This window comes from Synechococcus sp. MIT S9503 (genome assembly GCF_047304175.1).
In the GTDB taxonomy this organism is placed as follows: Bacteria; Cyanobacteriota; Cyanobacteriia; order PCC-6307; family Cyanobiaceae; genus Synechococcus_C.
Genome location: NZ_CP138955.1, coordinates 2,362,722 through 2,377,328 on the forward strand (window position 1 = coordinate 2,362,722; position 14,607 = coordinate 2,377,328).

20 protein-coding genes are annotated in these 14,607 nt (G+C 58.7%); 11 read left to right on the top strand and 9 right to left on the bottom strand.

Annotated features, from left to right (window positions below):
• Positions 1 to 137: 137 nt before the first annotated feature.
• From SIB56_RS12675 to SIB56_RS12700, 6 genes are all read left to right on the top strand, one after another.
• Complete coding sequence (locus SIB56_RS12675) at positions 138 to 1,580, top strand: nucleotide sugar dehydrogenase (protein WP_413324274.1); 1,443 nt, start codon at positions 138 to 140, stop codon at positions 1,578 to 1,580.
• Entirely contained in the window at positions 1,577 to 2,599 is a 1,023-nt protein-coding gene (locus SIB56_RS12680; protein WP_413324275.1) for an NAD-dependent epimerase, read from the top strand. Before SIB56_RS12675 ends, SIB56_RS12680 begins: the two co-directional genes overlap by 4 nt.
• Before the next feature lie 30 nt (positions 2,600 to 2,629).
• Positions 2,630 to 3,040, top strand: a complete 411-nt coding sequence (locus SIB56_RS12685) for a YdcF family protein (RefSeq protein WP_413324276.1) — start codon at positions 2,630 to 2,632, stop codon at positions 3,038 to 3,040.
• Positions 3,006 to 3,416: a YdcF family protein gene (locus SIB56_RS12690; protein ID WP_413324277.1), complete on the top strand. Its 411-nt coding sequence runs from the start codon at positions 3,006 to 3,008 to the stop codon at positions 3,414 to 3,416. Before SIB56_RS12685 ends, SIB56_RS12690 begins: the two co-directional genes overlap by 35 nt.
• A gap of 109 nt (positions 3,417 to 3,525) precedes the next feature.
• On the top strand, positions 3,526 to 3,759 hold the full coding sequence (locus tag SIB56_RS12695; protein WP_413324278.1) for an AbrB/MazE/SpoVT family DNA-binding domain-containing protein: 234 nt from the start codon (positions 3,526 to 3,528) through the stop codon (positions 3,757 to 3,759).
• Entirely contained in the window at positions 3,759 to 4,145 is a 387-nt protein-coding gene (locus tag SIB56_RS12700) for a PIN domain-containing protein (protein WP_413324279.1), read from the top strand. The genes SIB56_RS12695 and SIB56_RS12700 overlap by 1 nt, the downstream gene beginning before the upstream one ends.
• A gap of 77 nt (positions 4,146 to 4,222) precedes the next feature.
• Here SIB56_RS12700 and SIB56_RS12705 read toward each other — a convergent pair whose 3' ends face one another.
• The 7 genes from SIB56_RS12705 to SIB56_RS12735 form a co-directional block, all read right to left on the bottom strand.
• Positions 4,223 to 4,693 (bottom strand): hypothetical protein, encoded by a 471-nt coding sequence (locus SIB56_RS12705; protein ID WP_413324280.1) that lies wholly within the window; start codon positions 4,691 to 4,693, stop codon positions 4,223 to 4,225.
• Between the two features lie 182 nt (positions 4,694 to 4,875).
• Positions 4,876 to 5,079 (bottom strand): photosystem II reaction center protein J, encoded by a 204-nt coding sequence (locus SIB56_RS12710; RefSeq protein ID WP_413324281.1) that lies wholly within the window; start codon positions 5,077 to 5,079, stop codon positions 4,876 to 4,878.
• Positions 5,080 to 5,090: 11 nt separating this feature from the next.
• Positions 5,091 to 5,210: a photosystem II reaction center protein L gene (locus SIB56_RS12715; protein ID WP_066904825.1), complete on the bottom strand. Its 120-nt coding sequence runs from the start codon at positions 5,208 to 5,210 to the stop codon at positions 5,091 to 5,093.
• 20 nt (positions 5,211 to 5,230) lie between these two features.
• Complete coding sequence (gene psbF, locus SIB56_RS12720) at positions 5,231 to 5,368, bottom strand: cytochrome b559 subunit beta (RefSeq protein WP_413324282.1); 138 nt, start codon at positions 5,366 to 5,368, stop codon at positions 5,231 to 5,233.
• A gap of 9 nt (positions 5,369 to 5,377) precedes the next feature.
• Positions 5,378 to 5,629, bottom strand: a complete 252-nt coding sequence (psbE, locus tag SIB56_RS12725) for a cytochrome b559 subunit alpha (protein ID WP_413324283.1) — start codon at positions 5,627 to 5,629, stop codon at positions 5,378 to 5,380.
• A gap of 102 nt (positions 5,630 to 5,731) precedes the next feature.
• Positions 5,732 to 6,745: a photosynthesis system II assembly factor Ycf48 gene (locus SIB56_RS12730; protein WP_413324284.1), complete on the bottom strand. Its 1,014-nt coding sequence runs from the start codon at positions 6,743 to 6,745 to the stop codon at positions 5,732 to 5,734.
• A 72-nt stretch (positions 6,746 to 6,817) separates the two neighbouring features.
• Positions 6,818 to 7,285 (bottom strand): rubredoxin, encoded by a 468-nt coding sequence (locus tag SIB56_RS12735; protein ID WP_413327394.1) that lies wholly within the window; start codon positions 7,283 to 7,285, stop codon positions 6,818 to 6,820.
• A gap of 99 nt (positions 7,286 to 7,384) precedes the next feature.
• Here SIB56_RS12735 and SIB56_RS12740 point away from each other — a divergent pair, with 99 nt between their 5' ends.
• Genes SIB56_RS12740 through SIB56_RS12750 form a run of 3 tightly spaced genes read left to right on the top strand, consistent with a single transcriptional unit; the run spans position 7,385 to position 9,091 of the window.
• On the top strand, positions 7,385 to 7,747 hold the full coding sequence (locus SIB56_RS12740) for an NAD(P)H-quinone oxidoreductase subunit 3 (RefSeq protein ID WP_413324285.1): 363 nt from the start codon (positions 7,385 to 7,387) through the stop codon (positions 7,745 to 7,747).
• 4 nt (positions 7,748 to 7,751) lie between these two features.
• Positions 7,752 to 8,546 carry an NADH-quinone oxidoreductase subunit NuoB gene (nuoB, locus tag SIB56_RS12745; protein WP_413324286.1) on the top strand — a complete coding sequence of 265 codons (795 nt, stop codon included), beginning with the start codon at positions 7,752 to 7,754 and terminating at the stop codon, positions 8,544 to 8,546.
• Positions 8,543 to 9,091 carry an NAD(P)H-quinone oxidoreductase subunit J gene (locus SIB56_RS12750; protein WP_413324287.1) on the top strand — a complete coding sequence of 183 codons (549 nt, stop codon included), beginning with the start codon at positions 8,543 to 8,545 and terminating at the stop codon, positions 9,089 to 9,091. The genes nuoB and SIB56_RS12750 overlap by 4 nt, the downstream gene beginning before the upstream one ends.
• Positions 9,092 to 9,144: 53 nt before the next feature.
• Here the strand turns inward: SIB56_RS12750 and SIB56_RS12755 are convergent, their stop codons facing one another.
• Positions 9,145 to 10,506: a gluconeogenesis factor YvcK family protein gene (locus tag SIB56_RS12755; protein ID WP_413327396.1), complete on the bottom strand. Its 1,362-nt coding sequence runs from the start codon at positions 10,504 to 10,506 to the stop codon at positions 9,145 to 9,147.
• Between the two features lie 236 nt (positions 10,507 to 10,742).
• Between SIB56_RS12755 and SIB56_RS12760 the strand changes: the two genes are divergently transcribed.
• The gene (locus SIB56_RS12760; RefSeq protein ID WP_413327398.1) at positions 10,743 to 11,486 is read left to right on the top strand and encodes an ABC transporter ATP-binding protein; all 744 of its coding nucleotides are present in this window, start codon (positions 10,743 to 10,745) and stop codon (positions 11,484 to 11,486) included.
• 3 nt (positions 11,487 to 11,489) lie between these two features.
• A complete protein-coding gene (locus SIB56_RS12765) occupies positions 11,490 to 12,419 on the top strand; it encodes an MlaD family protein (RefSeq protein ID WP_413324288.1) in 930 nt (309 codons plus the stop codon).
• A 9-nt stretch (positions 12,420 to 12,428) separates the two neighbouring features.
• Here SIB56_RS12765 and SIB56_RS12770 read toward each other — a convergent pair whose 3' ends face one another.
• On the bottom strand, positions 12,429 to 14,588 hold the full coding sequence (locus SIB56_RS12770) for a putative cobaltochelatase (protein WP_413324289.1): 2,160 nt from the start codon (positions 14,586 to 14,588) through the stop codon (positions 12,429 to 12,431).
• Positions 14,589 to 14,607: the final 19 nt, after the last annotated feature.

A 14,607-nucleotide genomic window follows, 5' to 3' on the forward strand; every position in this document is an offset into this window, starting at 1 on the left:
GTAGCCGAGGAGCATCGTCTGGCGCTGAATGATCTGGATGTGGTGGTGGCCGTCTTAAAGACCACCACCTAGGACCGTTTCGCCCCTAAGAATCAGCGATAACCTTCCAATTACCACCCGCCTAGCCCCACCACTGGATGCCTGTTGCTTCAATTCGCTCGATCTGTTGCATCGGTGCCGGCTACGTGGGCGGACCTACTATGGCGGTCATCGCCGATCGCTGTCCAGACGTTCAAGTCACTGTTGTTGATATCAATCAAGCCCGGATTGATGCCTGGAATAACAGTGATTTGACCATGCTGCCGGTGTACGAGCCAGGCTTGGATGCCGTGGTTGGGCGTGCGCGAGGCCGCAACCTTTTTTTCTCCACCGGTGTGGATGAGGCGATTGTCGCAGCAGACATGGTGTTCATCTCGGTGAACACACCAACCAAAACCAAAGGCCTTGGTGCTGGCCAGGCCAGCGATCTGCGCTGGGTGGAAGCTTGTGCCCGCCAGGTGGCTCAATCGGCAACGGGCCACACAATCGTTGTTGAGAAGAGCACCTTGCCGGTGCGCACCGCTGAAGCGGTCAAGGCCATTCTCTCTGCTGCGGAGCAATCCTCTGAAGGTGCCCATTGCAGTTTCGCGGTGCTGTCCAATCCTGAGTTTTTGGCGGAAGGCACTGCAATCTCTGATCTTGAATCGCCGGACAGGGTGCTGATCGGTGGTGAACATCCTGAGGCCATTGATGCTTTGGCATCGGTGTATGGCCATTGGGTTCCTCAAGAGCGCATTCTGCGCACCAATCTTTGGAGCAGTGAGCTATCTAAGTTGACGGCCAACGCTTTTCTGGCCCAGAGGATCAGTTCGATCAATTCGGTTGCTGCCATCTGTGAAGCTACTGGTGCTGATGTGCGCGAGGTGGCTCGGGCGATTGGCAGCGACACCCGCATTGGTTCGAAATTTCTTCAGGCAGGTCCGGGCTTCGGGGGTAGTTGCTTTCAGAAAGACATCCTCAATCTTGTCTATCTCAGTAGGCATTTCGGGCTGCCAGATGTGGCCAACTATTGGGAATCAGTGGTAGAGCTGAATAGCTGGCAGCAGCACCGCATTGCTCGCATGGTGGTGCAGAAACTGTTCGGCACCGTCACAGGCAAACGCCTGGCCGTTCTTGGTTTCGCCTTCAAGGCCGACACCAACGACACCCGCGAAGCCCCGGCAATCCGCATTGCCAAGGACCTATTGGAAGAGGGTGCTCAGCTTGCCATCCATGATCCCAAGGTTGACTCGGAGCAAATCGCCCGTGATCTGAACTTGCCCGCCAGTACAGCGCCCGATTCTGAATCCGGACCTACGAGGGCGGCACTGAGTGGTGAGGGCACCTGGTGGCCCAGTGACGACATCGCCTCTGCGCTCAAGGGCGCTGATGCCGTAATCATCCTCACGGAGTGGACTCAATATCGAGAACTTGATTGGTCGGCACTGGCTCCATTGATGCGTCAACCTGCCTGGGTCTTCGATGCAAGATCGGTGGTCGAACCTGCTGAAGTTCAGGCCGCTGGTCTGAACCTCTGGCGTGTGGGTGAAGGCCAGCCGTGACACGCCCTGTTTTGGTCACCGGCGCTGCTGGCTTCATCGGTGCAGCCCTCAGCCTGCGTTTGTTGGAACGCGGCGAGCGGGTCGTTGGCATCGACAACCTCAATAGCTACTACGACCCCCAGCTCAAACGTGCGCGCCTTGCACAGATTGAGAAAGCAGCTCCTGCAGATGCCTGGCGGTTTGAACAGCTAGCGCTGGAGGATGGTGAAGCGCTGTTGGCTCTGTTTGAGGCTGCGCAACCAAGGGTGGTGGTCAACCTGGCAGCGCAAGCGGGCGTTCGTTATTCGCTTGAGAACCCAGCGGCCTACATCCAGAGCAATCTGGTGGGTTTTGGCCACATCCTCGAAGGATGTCGTCATCACGGCGTTGAAAACCTTGTTTATGCCTCCAGCAGTTCGGTGTATGGCGGCAACCGCAACCTGCCGTTCCATGAACAGCAGCCGGTCAATCATCCGGTGAGCCTGTACGCCGCCAGCAAGAAAGCCAATGAGCTGATGGCTCATACCTATAGCCATTTGTATGGCCTGCCTGCAACAGGACTGCGTTTTTTCACCGTCTATGGCCCCTGGGGCCGCCCGGACATGGCGCCGATGCTGTTCGCCAAGGCGATCCTCGCCGGTGATCCGATCAAGGTGTTCAACCACGGCAAGATGCAGCGAGATTTCACTTACATCGACGACATTGTTGAGGCGGTGCTGCACTGCTGTGACAAACCAGCAACCGCCAATCCCGAGTTCGATCCGCTTCAGCCCGACCCGGCAACCGCCGCAGCCCCCCATCGAGTGTTCAATATCGGCAACAGCCAGCCCACTCAACTGCTTCGTTTTATTGAAGTAATGGAGCAAGCGCTGGGACAAGAAGCGATCAAGGATTTCCAGCCGATGCAGCCTGGTGATGTGGTGGCCACTGCTGCAGATACTCAGGCTCTGGAGGATTGGGTTGGCTTCCGTCCCAGCACGCCGATTGAAGAGGGTGTGGATTGCTTTGCGTGTTGGTACCGGGAGTTCTACGGCGTCTGATTCTCATCGCCAATGGGCTGAAAGTTTCTTATGGCCTACTGGCTGAGCAAAATTCTGCCCCTTGCTGTGTTGCCCCTTGCTGTGTTGCCCCTTGGTCTCAGTCTGATCCTGCTGCTGGTCGGCCTGATTGGTCGCTGGCGCTGGCTGGTGATCACGGCTGTGGTGTTGCTTTGGCTGTTTTCTCTGGGGCTGGTGAGCCAGATCCTCTGGCGCTGGTTGGAGGCACCCTGGCAACGTCAACCTGCAGCCGAAGCAGCATCGGCAGATGCGATCGTTGTGCTCAGTGGCGGGCGTCACCCGGCTCCAGGCGCTGCGAAGGTCAGCGAGTGGCACGACCCGGATCGGTTCTTTGTGGGGCTTGAGCTCTTCCGTGAAGGCAAAGCACCGCGCTTGCTATTTACCGGCGGTGCCAGTCCATTCAGCCCCAGGCCAGCCACCTGAAGGGGAGCGTTACTTAGAGGAAGCTCAGCAGCTGGGTATCCCTGCTGCGGCGATGCAGAGCACGCCGCTTGTGGTCAATACAGCGCAAGAAGCCATCGCAATTCGCAAGTTGCTCCAGGGGGTTGATCACTCAGCAGTAAGCCCACGCATACTTCTTGTGACCAGTGCGTTTCATATGCGCCGAGCGCAACGCTTGTTTGAGCGTCAGGGGCTGAAGGTCGTGCCATTCCCGGTGGATTTCCAGGCCCGTGGCCAATGGGCAGGGCCAGTCTGGCGTGATCCCACCCAGTGGCTTCTTCCGACCGCTTCGGCTCTTGATGGCACCTCACGGGCCTTGCGTGAATGGCTTGGGAGACTGGTTTATCGGGCCTGGTAGCTCTTCGCATCAGGTTTTGATCATTTCGCTGACAGCAATCAGGCTTGATGGGGAGATGTTTGTTCAGTGAATTACATATAATCTGTTTTGGTAATTCGCTGGTTAGGTCTTGAGAAGCACGATTACCTCGCGTGGTCAAACCGTGATCCCAGCTGCGATTCGTGAGCGCTTTGATTTAGGTCCATCTCAACGCTTGGAGTGGCTGGTTGAAGAGGACGGTTCGATTCGAGTGGTGCCTGTAGTGGCTTCTCCTGTGCAGGCATTCCGCGGACAGGGTCGTGCAGGTGGCTCTACAGCGAGGCTCCTGGCGGATCGGGAGCTCGATCGAAAAGCTGAGCTGTGATGCCCGCTTTTTGTCTCGACACCTCAGCAATCTTGGCATTGCGAGACGACGAACCCGGTGCCGAGCGCGTCGCCACGTTGCTGGAAGGACCTGAAACTTGCCTTGCTTGCTTCATCACGCGCATGGAGGTGCTTTACCGGGTTTGGAAAGACGAAGGAGAGAGGAGTGGGCGTCTCGCCTATGAACAGTTGCAATCTCTTCCAATCCAATGGGTTGATCAGACCGAACCCTTGTTGCTTGAGGCCTCTCGGATCAAGGCGTCGCATCCACTTTCCGTTGCTGATGCCTGGATCGCCGCCACGGCGATCCTCAGCCTGGCAACATTGCTGCATAAGGATCCGGAATTTGAGGCTATGACTGAGCTGGATCAGGTTTGGTTGGCCTGAAGACTATTGATGGCAAAGCAGATCTTTGAGGGCTGCTCATAGGGGAAGAGCGATTTCAGCTGATCGAACCAGCGATTTCAGTTGCAGTCGTAATAGCGCTTGCCATCCACCCTTTTCTGGCGGTGCCGCCCTGCTTCTCTGCGGGAATACTCGCTTGCTGTGGGGTTGGCCACGATCGGGTCCACATGTGCCACTTGTTCCCAAAGCTCTCTGGGAGCCCAACGCACCGTGTGATTTACGTTGTCGTGCTTGAGCACATGGTACCAGTGCAAGCACCCGCACTTGGCGCAATACAACTCCTCCAGCCACTCATTGCTGAGCACCAGCACTGGATAGGCGTTGATGATCAGTTGGGCGCGTTTGGCTGAAATGCCGCGCTGCTGGAGTTGCCCAGGCTGTAGCAGGTGCAGGTAGTACTTTCTGCCGTTGCCTTCGATCAGCTGCTCAGGGTGGGCGGGGCAAAACAGTTCCCGCTTCTTGGGGCGGCGATTGCGCTTGCTTGAACTTGAAACTTTTGAGTCGGCTGGCTTTTGCGTCAGAGGAACCATCAGAGACTGGCAAGCTTTTCAACCGTATGCCGGCGAGGTGACCTACGTCTTTTGCCGACGCACCAAATGCATTGCTGGAAGCAAGGTGCATCCGAAAAATGTATTGCTTGGTTGATCCGTAAAAACACCATAAAAAAACCGGGTATTACCCCGGAATTTTATTTGGAGTGCTGAACGATTAATCAAGCTGAACCAACACCTGTGTAAGAGCCGTAGAAGAACAATCCAACAACAAAAATCGCAGCCATTCCACCTGCAGTTGCGACCAGCCAGAGAGGAAGGGCGCCTTCAGTCCAGCGTGAACGCCACTTGACTGCTGGAGAACCGTCAGGAAGCCGGTCAGGAATACGACCGTCGGGCAGATTGCCTGGATTCTTGGGCTTCATGATTTAAATCCTCAGTTGAAGAAGTAGCTGGAAAACAGGATGCCGGTGACGAACACAAACAGCAGTCCTAAGTAAAGGCTGGTTCTGTTGAGTTCAACGGGCAACGTGTTGGGATTCTTGTTGCGCTCCATAGGGAATCAGATCTTTGAAATCAGCGACGGATGAACTGCATGGCTGCTAGTGCACCCAGAAAGAAAACTGTTGGCACCCCAAGAGTATGGAGTGCAAGCCAGCGCACCGTGAAGATCGGATAAACGCGTGGTTTTGAGGTGGTTGAAGACTGAGTCATGAATTGGGTCTATTTCTTCAGGCGAAGGTCGAGGTCAGACTTGCCTTCAAAGCGCTGGCTCAAAACGGGAGCTTTGCCCTCGTTGGCCTGAAAGTAAGCATCCGGGCGAGGTGTCCCAAATGCGTCGTAGGCGAGGCCCGTGGACACAAACAGGAATCCTGCAAGGAAAATGGAAGGCAGCGTAATTGCGTGGATCACCCAGTAACGGATGCTGGTGATGATCTCGAAAAACGGGCGTTCGCCTGTTGAGCCTCCAGCCATAAAAAGATCCTCTAGACAGGTGGACTCTAAGGGAATGGGGTTCTTGGCCGTGCACGACCCTTCAAGTTGGTTACGAAGAGTTGTCGGTTGAGAGTTGCAGGCTCAGCTCACAACTGACCAGCGCAACATCAGGCCTCGCTCGCCAAGGAGAAAGGCATGGCGTTGCCCTTCGCTGTCATCGAAGATAAAGCGCGTGAAATTGGTGGGGGCTTCGACGCTCTCGGGATCGCGCTCCCAGCTGTCTCCGCCGTCTCTGCTCACCAGCAGCGTGCCGTTGCCGCCGGCTGTCCAGATCGCCCCGTCATCTGACCAGGCCATGTCCAGATAGCCATAACCATTGGTGATGGGAATGATCGGTTTGCTCCAGTTTTCCCTGTCGTTTGCATCCTCGTTCAGTCGAATCTGAGCGCCGCGGGCCACCATCCAGAGACGGCCGTCAGGTTGGTAGCCGATGCTCTGGAGACGCTGACTGCTGACCCTTTGGTGAACCTGCCAGACCGTCTGCTGGTCTGGATCCCAGGTGGCATAGAAGTTGCCCAGACTGCTGACGCTCACATACGCGCCATCAGGGCTGCGCCTCAGGTCGCGCACCGCGCCGGCTGCATCGCTGACCTCGGCTTCCCAGCTCCCTCCGCCATCGCCTGTTCGGTAGACAGCTCCAACATTTGTGGCCAGTTCGGCGCTGTTGGGTCCAAGCGCTGTGATCAGGTATGGCTCACCTGGCAGCTTGGTGTCGAGGAACAGACGTGTCCAGTTCTGACCACCGTCGGTGGTGTGCATTAGCAGGCCGGGCTGGCCGGCAATCCAGCCATCATCACCGTCGAAAGCGATGCTGATCAGCCGGAAGTTTTCTTCATCGGGGAGATCGAGACTGCGCTCGTTCCAGCTGGCACCACCGTCATTGGTTTCCAGAATCAGGCGATTACTTCCCACGAGGAAGCCGTGATCGGAGTTGGTGAAGGCGATATCAAGAGGGTTGGCCTGAGTGTTGAGATCGATCACCTGCCAGGGGCTGGTGGTGGCTGTCGGCACCTTGGTTGTGACGCAACCACCAAGACCGAAGCCGATGCAGATCACAAGTGCCAGCTGGGCCAGAGATTTGATCAGTGATTTCATGCCAGGTGAGCAGTGGAGGCAGTAATGGAGCGGTGCGGGAACTTCAGCACACGGTGGGTCAGCGCGACGTCTTCAGCGCAGTGAGTACAGGGATAGGAAGAAACCGAATCCCAGGGCTAGGCCACCGAAGATCAGCACATTCTTCTGGCCTGGCGTTAAACGATTGACACCGAAGCCAAAGTCGAGATTCTCTTCGAAGCCGCTGGCCTTGGATCGCGGACCAATATCGCGAAATGCGCCAACTCTGCTGCGACAGACCGGACAGCGGAAAACCATGGCATCCAGCTGCTGAAAGGCTGTGCCTGATTCGATTTGCAGCTTTTTGACACCCTCCTCTGGGTCATAGACAAATCCACAACTGCGACACTCAAAACGGTGCGTTAGTGGATCTGTCGCTTGTTCCGCCAGGGTTTTTTCAGGCGCACGGGCCTTTGGTTCGTCTGAGGTCTCTTCAGCAATCTCTATTTTGGCGGTCGGTGGCTCAAGACCAGAATCAGCCTCAATCGCAGGGTCCTGCGGTGGTTGTGTTTCGTCGCTCACCACTGACAGGCCGGGGAAATTCATTCTATCGATGGGGCTCGGTCAAACGTCAGCCAGAAGCTGCAAATGCCAGACTGCAGCCCAATTGGCTCAGCCCAGATGTTTGTCCTCCCGGGGTACGACGCTTTCCTCGGCTTTCTGCTAATCGCTGGAGCTGTGCCCGTGTTGGCCCTGGTGACCAACAAGCTTGTGTCGCCTCGCAGCCAGGTTGGAGAACGCGAGCTCACCTACGAGTCGGGCATGGAGCCGATCGGCGCTGCATGGATTCAGTTCAACATCCGCTACTACATGTTTGCCCTGGTCTTCGTGATCTTCGATGTGGAGACGGTTTTTCTCTACCCCTGGGCCGTTGCATTCCATCGACTAGGTATTTTGGCTTTCATAGAAGCGCTGGTGTTCATCGCCATCCTCGTGGTGGCTTTGGCCTATGCCTGGCGCAAGGGCGCCCTGGAGTGGAGCTGATCCCATGACCTCATCGATCGAACGAGCTGCAACAACCGGAGAATCCCCCTCGATCCAGGCCGTTCGTGATCTGAGGGAATCCAGCTGTGGACCCGTGGCCGGTGCCGCTGACGGTGTGCCGACGGTGACTCAGGACCTCAGTGAAAACATCATCCTCACCAGCCTGGATGATCTTCACAACTGGGCACGTTTGAGCAGCCTCTGGCCACTGCTCTACGGCACGGCCTGCTGTTTCATCGAATTCGCCGCGTTGCTTGGTTCGCGTTTCGATTTCGACCGTTTCGGTCTGGTGCCCCGAAGTTCACCTCGCCAAGCCGACCTTTTGCTGGTCGCCGGCACGGTCACCATGAAAATGGCACCAGCACTGGTTCGTCTCTACGAACAGATGCCGGAGCCCAAATATGTGATTGCCATGGGTGCCTGCACCATTACTGGTGGCATGTTCAGTTCCGATTCCACCACGGCTGTTCGTGGCGTCGACAAGCTGATTCCAGTGGATCTCTATCTTCCCGGGTGTCCGCCAAGGCCTGAGGCGATCTTTGATGCAGTGATCAAGCTGCGCAAGAAGGTGGCCAACGAGTCCGTGGCCGATCGCCGTCTACTGATCCAGACCCACCGCTATTGCACTGTTGAGCATGCGATGACTCCTGTTGAGCCAATTGTGACCGGTGCCTACCTGCGTGCTGAAACGCAGGTGGCTGCTCTGAAGCCCGGAGCCGGTCTGCCGATGCCAGCGCTCGAGACAGCTGATTCTGAAACAGTCGAAGCCGAAACCGTCACGATTCCTGAGGAGTCATGAGCGACATCCCCAGCAAGGAAACCAAAAAGGACACTCCGGTCGCAACAGGCCCAGAACCCGGGCCAGTCAGTGAGTGGCTCAGTGATCAGGGGTTTGAGCATGTTGTGCTCGATCCTGACCATGTCGGTGTTGAACAGATCGGTGTTGAAGCACTGTTTCTCCCCGTGATTGCTGCGGCGCTCAAGAGTCATGGCTTCGACCATCTGCAATGCCAGGGCGGCTATGACGAGGGTCCCGGTCAACAGCTGGTCAGCTTTTACCACTTCATCGCCCTGGCTGAAGTCGCTGATGGTCTGGTGGATACGTTGCGCGAGGTGCGCCTCAAGGTGTTCCTGTCCAGGGAAGGACAACCGAGTATTCCCAGCCTCTATGGACTGTTTCGTGGAGCCGACTGGCAGGAGCGTGAGACCTTCGACATGTTCGGAATCAACTTTGAAGGTCATCCTCATCCCAAGCGCTTGTTGATGCCTGAAGACTGGACGGGATGGCCTCTGCGCAAGGACTACGTTCAGCCTGATTTTTATGAGATGCAGGACGCTTACTGAATTCGAATCAGAAAAACTCTCAAGTTCGAATGAGTGATTGAGATCGAAGAGATTCAGCTCGTATTGGATGGTTTCTCGGCTTTGTGTTTTCTGTAAAAGCGCATCACCCCGAGCGCAAGGCTTCTGGGGTCATGGCGCAGTGTGGAGGTGGGCCGAGTTCCTTGTAACGGTGCCTCCATCACGTCATATCCCTCGGCTTCCAGCTCGCGGCGGTTGCAGTTAACCGGCTCAGCGCCGCGAGAGCGGTAATGGTTGATCAGCGGAGATTCAGCGATCGGTTCCTGAGCGAGCACAGCACTAAACAGTCGATGGCTGATGCCCAGAGAGGCGAGCTGCGCCTCAATGGCCCGAAGGTGGCCGCTCACATCCAATCCATCGGTTTCACCGGGCTGCGTCATCAGATTGCAGATGTAGAGCCGGGGTGCACGGCTGCGCTGAATTGCTGTCACCAGTTCGGGAACCAGCAGATTGGGCAGCAGTGAGGTGTAAAGACTGCCTGGTCCGAGCAGGATCAGATCTGCCTGGGCGATCGCCTCCAGCGCTCTCGGCAGGGCCGGCGGTCGTTCGGGCAGACAGCCCAGGCGAACAATCGGGCTTGGAGCTTTGCCGATCGTTGATTCCCCTTCGATGCGGCGGCCGTCCTCCAGTTCCGCCCAGAGCCGCACGTCCACATTCGTGGCAGGCACCACCTGACCTTGCACCGCCAGAACACGGCTGGAGGCCGTGATCGCAGTTTCCAGGCTGCCGGTGATGGCGGTGAGTGCCGACAAAAAAAGATTGCCGAAGCTGTGACCTTCCAGCCCGCCACCGGCCGAAAAGCGGTACTGGAACAAACGCGTCAGCAGCGGTTCCTCGGTCGACAACGCGGCCAGGCAATTGCGGATGTCACCCGGCGGCTGCACGCCAAGTTCTCTTCGCAACACACCGCTGCTGCCACCGTCGTCGGCCACGGTGACGATGGCTGTGATGTGGCTGCTGTAACGCTTGAGGCCACTCAGCAAGGTGGACAGGCCTGTTCCTCCCCCGATCGCCACGATGTTGGGGCCTCGGTTGAGACGACTCTTGGCCCGCAGTGCATCCACCAGCACGGTGTCTTTTTCAGGGGCCAGTGCTTGCTGGATTGAGCCGAAGCTGCGGCTCTGGCCCCAGAGCAGCAGGCCGACGCCGACGAGTAAAACCAGGGGCCCGGTGATCCCCCTGGGCAACACTCTGGTGATCCAGCTCAGAGATTCCTGGATGGCCCACAGCGTCCAGTAGATCGGCTGAAGATCGGCCCAGACCGCTGCTCCGAGCAGGGCCAGCACCAACCCAATCCCGGAGGTGAGCAGCCAGCGCTTCACCACCAGTCCTGGCTGGAGCCAGCGCACAGCTCTGCGGGAGCGCAGCATCAGGTCGCGCTGCCGTGCGGCCTGCATGGCACGGATGCGTTGACGGTGTCCGCGGCGGGTTGGGCTGGTCAAGTGCAATCCGGGGCCAGGGTCGTCGCTTCCCTTGCGATGGGGGAACTGTACGGAAGTTGTCCCCGATGGCCATCCCTTTGTGCCAGACACGCCAGGATGGGCTCCTCGATTGGAGTGATCCTGTGCAGACCAGGCTGGAAACCATCTCTCCAGCGGCGCAGACTCCCGTTGTGGAGATGCGCGACCTCACCATGCAGTGGGGATCAAAGCCTGTGCTGGAGAACGTCTCGCTTTCCATGCAGCCCGGAGAGCGCATTGCCGTTGTGGGGCCTTCGGGGGCGGGAAAGTCCACAGTGCTGCGGTTGCTTGCCGGCTTGCAGCTGCCCACGGCTGGTGAACTGCGCCTGTTTGGAGAGTTGCAGGAGTACCTTCGCCTCGATCAGCGCCGTCCGGCAGACGTTCGTCTGGTGTTTCAGAACCCAGCGTTGCTGGCCTCACTCACGGTTGAGGAAAACGTTGGTTTTCTGTTGATGCGCCTCGGTCGGATGAAACCTCTCCAGATCCGCGAGAGGGTTCAGCAGTGTCTGGAGGCCGTTGGACTGAACGATGTTGCCGACAAATATCCAGGTCAGCTCAGTGGCGGCATGCAGAAACGGGTGAGTTTCGCCAGAGCTCTGATCGATGATCCAGACCGTGAGGAAGGTGCCATGCCTCTGCTGCTTTACGACGAGCCGACGGCAGGGCTTGATCCGGTGGCGTCAACCCGCATTGAGGATCTGATCGTGAAAACCACAACCGTGGCCCGCGGTTGCTCCGTTGTGGTGAGCCATGTGCACAGCACCATTGAGCGATCCGCAGAAAGGATTGTGATGCTCTACGGCGGGCGATTCCAGTGGGACGGCACGGTCGAGGAGTACCGCTCCACCGACAACCCCTACGTCGTTCAGTTCAGGACGGGTAATCTGCGCGGACCAATGCAGCCCTCCGACCATTGAGCCATGCGCCGTAGTGTCCGCGAAGCCATTGTCGGATTCTCGATCGTTGGAGCGATCGCTGGATTTGCCGGCACCATGTTGTGGCTCAGAGGGGTGCGTCTCGGGTCGGAGACATGGACCGTCACCGCTGAATTCGCCAACGCCGGAGGACTGGCTGCCCGTTCACCGGTCACATTTCGGGGAATCATGGTCGGCACTGTTCGATCCATTGATGTCACTCCGCTGTCGGTGAAGGCAACACTGGAGATCAACGCTGATGATCTGAAGCTGCCCCTTCCGGTCAAGGCCTCGGTGTCCTCGGCATCGCTTCTGGGGGGTGATTCCCAGGTCGAGCTGGTCACCACCGGTGTGCCGCTGCCGAAGGATGCGCCGAAACCCAAGTCGCGTCGATGCAAAGACAGCGGAATCCTCTGCAACGGCGCCACCCTGCCCGGTGAGTCGGCTTCCAGTCTTTCCACCGCGACGGCTTCTCTGGAAAAGCTGCTCAACGAGGCAGAGAAATCGAATCTGATTTCTGAATTGGTGGCGTCCACCAAGCAGTTCGGGGTCACTAGCAAGGATGCCTCCAAATTCCTTGATACCGCTGATGCGGCCGCGGAAAATGTCGACACCCTGGTCCACCAGCTGCGTGCTGAGGTGGCCCGGGCCCAACCCACAATTCAGAATCTCAATCGGGCCACGGCGGATGCTGCTGACGCCGCAGCACACATCAACAATCTGGTTGGAGCCATCAACAACCCTGAAACGGTCAGTGATCTGAAGCAAACCGTGTCCAATGCCCGCGATCTCACGGCCCGCATCGATCAGGTTGGTGGCGACATCGAGCAGCTCACCGATGACCCTCGTTTCATGCAGGGAGTGCGCAGCGTGATGATCGGACTTGGTGCCCTGTTCGATGAGGTCTATCCGGCTCAGACCGGCACATCGCCATAGTTCTCACCGTCAGGTGACCGCATTGATCGCCTCCATGGCGATCGCGGCGATGGCCTGATCGCTGGCCTTGGGTAGTTGCACGTATTTGCCACCGGCGGCTTCGGCGAGGTCTTTGCCCATGCCACTGCCGATGAATTTGCGCTCGGTATCGATCACCAGCAGCTTGATGCCCAGCATCCGGTAACGCGTCGCCACATCCAGCACTTCCTGTTTGAGATCGGGCTTTTCCTCGCCCTCCAGTTCCGGTTGCCCCAGTGAGGTGCTCAGCGGCACATTGCCGCGCCCGTCGGTGATCGCCACCACCACCACCTGACCCAGATCTCCAGTGGCCAGCGCATTGGCGCCGACGCGTGCTGCTTGCGTCAGCCCGTGGGCCAGGGGTGATCCACCGCCACAGGGCATCGACTCCAGGCGGCGGCGCGCTGCCGTGATCGAGCGTGTGGGGGGAAGCAGCACTTCGGCCTGATCGCCTCGGAAAGGAATCAGTGCCACTTCGTCGCGATTTTCATAGGCCTCGGTGAGCAGCCGGATCACCGCACCCTTGGCGCTCTGCATGCGGTTCAGAGCCATGGAACCGCTTGCATCCACAAGGAAAATCACCAGGGCTCCCGCCTGGCGTTGCAGCAGCTTGGCGCGCAGATCGGCTTCCTCAACGATGACGTTTCGGTCAGGCTGTCGTGCGCGCCTTGCTTTCTGGTAAGGGGCCGCTGCGCGCAGCGTCGCATCAACGGCGATGCGCCGAACAGGTCCTCTGGGCAGCATCGGTTTGACGTAGCGGCCGCGGCTGTCGCTGAGCACCACCGAGCGGCTGCCGCTGCTGCCGCTTTTGCTTTTGGCGGCATTAAACAGCAGCAGGTCGGGATCTATGGACACCGCCTCCGGGTCGAGCATGAATTCTTCGGGCACCGATGGCGGTGCCTCGTCCTGGTCTGACTCCTCGTCGCTGTCGTCTTGGTTGTTGTCATTGGAGTCCTGCTCCTGCTCAGGCGAGTCGTTCTGATCCTGATCAGAGGCTTCGGGCGGAGGGGGCTGGTTCTCTGGGTTCTCCTCTCCTGCCTCCGGTGGTGGTGGGTTCTGATCCTGCGGTGGTTCCGGCGGAGGTGGCGGCTCCATCTGTTGATCAGGTGGCGGCAGTTGCGACGCACGCGGTGCGATCACCAGGGCAACGGCCACCTGCAGATCATCCGCTTCGACCTGTTCACGGCCGCTGAGAGCTGCATGGGCTCTGGCGACGCGCACGGCATAGAGCTCGGATCGGTGCCCCTCCACGCCGCCGCGAAGCGCCTCGGTGACCAGGTACTCGATCTGTTCACGGCTGATGCGCACATCCGGCAGCCACTGACGCGCCAGAAGCAGCTGGGTGGCCAGGGCATCGGTTTCTTCCTTCCAGCGCTCGGAGAAGCTGCGGCTGCACTGGCCGTGGCTCAGTACCGCATTGGTGATTTCCACCCGTTCTTCGGTGCTCACCAGCTGATTGGCTGAGAGGGCGATCGCAAAGCGGTCGAGAAGGTGATCGCGCACAGCTCCCTCCTCGGGGTTGTAGGTGGCGATCAGCAGCGGCCTGCAGGGATGGCTGAGGCTGAGGCCTTCCCGTTCCACCTGGTTTTCACCGGCGCCCACGGCTGCCAGCAGCAGATTGACGATGCCGTCATCGAGCAGGTTCAGCTCATCGACGTAGAGCACCCCCCGGTGAGCTTCCGCCAGCAACCCCGGCTGAAAAACAGGACTGCCGCTGGCCAGTGATGCAGTCACGTCCACAGCACCGACCAGTCGGTCTTCGGTGATGCCGAGGGGCACCTGCACAAAGGGAGCGGGAATCACCTTGGAGGGTGGCTTGCTGGCCAGCTGCTCGCGCCAGCTCGCATCCCATTCCTCCGGCCGGGATGGGTCGAGGTTGAGACCTGGTCCTGCTGGGACACCTGCTTGGTCCTGATCCAGCACTTCGATCGGAGGAAGCAGCGCGTGCAGGCCCCGCGCCAGAACCGATTTTCCGGTCCCGCGGCCCCCGGCGATGATCACGCCCCCCAGGCCGGGGTCCACCGCTGCCAGCATCAGCGACAGTTTCAGCGTTCCGTGGCCTGTGATGGCTGCAAGGGGGAAGGCGCGGTTCGCCTGCTCCTGAGCAGCTGTGCTGGCCAGACCGCTGGCAACCCCTCCACCTGAAACCATGAACGTTTGCCGGCCCTGC

What these genes read in the sequence shown, in the direction of transcription:
- SIB56_RS12675 (WP_413324274.1), top strand. Translation starts at nt 138, where the DNA reads ATGCCTGTTGCTTCAATTCGCTCGATCTGTTGCATCGGTGCCGGCTAC.
- SIB56_RS12685 (WP_413324276.1), top strand. Translation starts at nt 2,630, where the DNA reads ATGGCCTACTGGCTGAGCAAAATTCTGCCCCTTGCTGTGTTGCCCCTT.
- SIB56_RS12700 (WP_413324279.1), top strand. Translation starts at nt 3,759, where the DNA reads ATGCCCGCTTTTTGTCTCGACACCTCAGCAATCTTGGCATTGCGAGAC.
- SIB56_RS12705 (WP_413324280.1), bottom strand. Translation starts at nt 4,693, where the DNA reads ATGGTTCCTCTGACGCAAAAGCCAGCCGACTCAAAAGTTTCAAGTTCA.
- SIB56_RS12710 (WP_413324281.1), bottom strand. Translation starts at nt 5,079, where the DNA reads ATGAAGCCCAAGAATCCAGGCAATCTGCCCGACGGTCGTATTCCTGAC.
- SIB56_RS12715 (WP_066904825.1), bottom strand. Translation starts at nt 5,210, where the DNA reads ATGGAGCGCAACAAGAATCCCAACACGTTGCCCGTTGAACTCAACAGA.
- psbF (WP_413324282.1), bottom strand. Translation starts at nt 5,368, where the DNA reads ATGACTCAGTCTTCAACCACCTCAAAACCACGCGTTTATCCGATCTTC.
- psbE (WP_413324283.1), bottom strand. Translation starts at nt 5,629, where the DNA reads ATGGCTGGAGGCTCAACAGGCGAACGCCCGTTTTTCGAGATCATCACC.
- SIB56_RS12730 (WP_413324284.1), bottom strand. Translation starts at nt 6,745, where the DNA reads ATGAAATCACTGATCAAATCTCTGGCCCAGCTGGCACTTGTGATCTGC.
- SIB56_RS12740 (WP_413324285.1), top strand. Translation starts at nt 7,385, where the DNA reads ATGTTTGTCCTCCCGGGGTACGACGCTTTCCTCGGCTTTCTGCTAATC.
- nuoB (WP_413324286.1), top strand. Translation starts at nt 7,752, where the DNA reads ATGACCTCATCGATCGAACGAGCTGCAACAACCGGAGAATCCCCCTCG.
- SIB56_RS12750 (WP_413324287.1), top strand. Translation starts at nt 8,543, where the DNA reads ATGAGCGACATCCCCAGCAAGGAAACCAAAAAGGACACTCCGGTCGCA.
- SIB56_RS12755 (WP_413327396.1), bottom strand. Translation starts at nt 10,506, where the DNA reads ATGCAGGCCGCACGGCAGCGCGACCTGATGCTGCGCTCCCGCAGAGCT.
- SIB56_RS12760 (WP_413327398.1), top strand. Translation starts at nt 10,743, where the DNA reads ATGCAGTGGGGATCAAAGCCTGTGCTGGAGAACGTCTCGCTTTCCATG.
- SIB56_RS12765 (WP_413324288.1), top strand. Translation starts at nt 11,490, where the DNA reads ATGCGCCGTAGTGTCCGCGAAGCCATTGTCGGATTCTCGATCGTTGGA.
- SIB56_RS12770 (WP_413324289.1), bottom strand. Translation starts at nt 14,588, where the DNA reads ATGGTTTCAGGTGGAGGGGTTGCCAGCGGTCTGGCCAGCACAGCTGCT.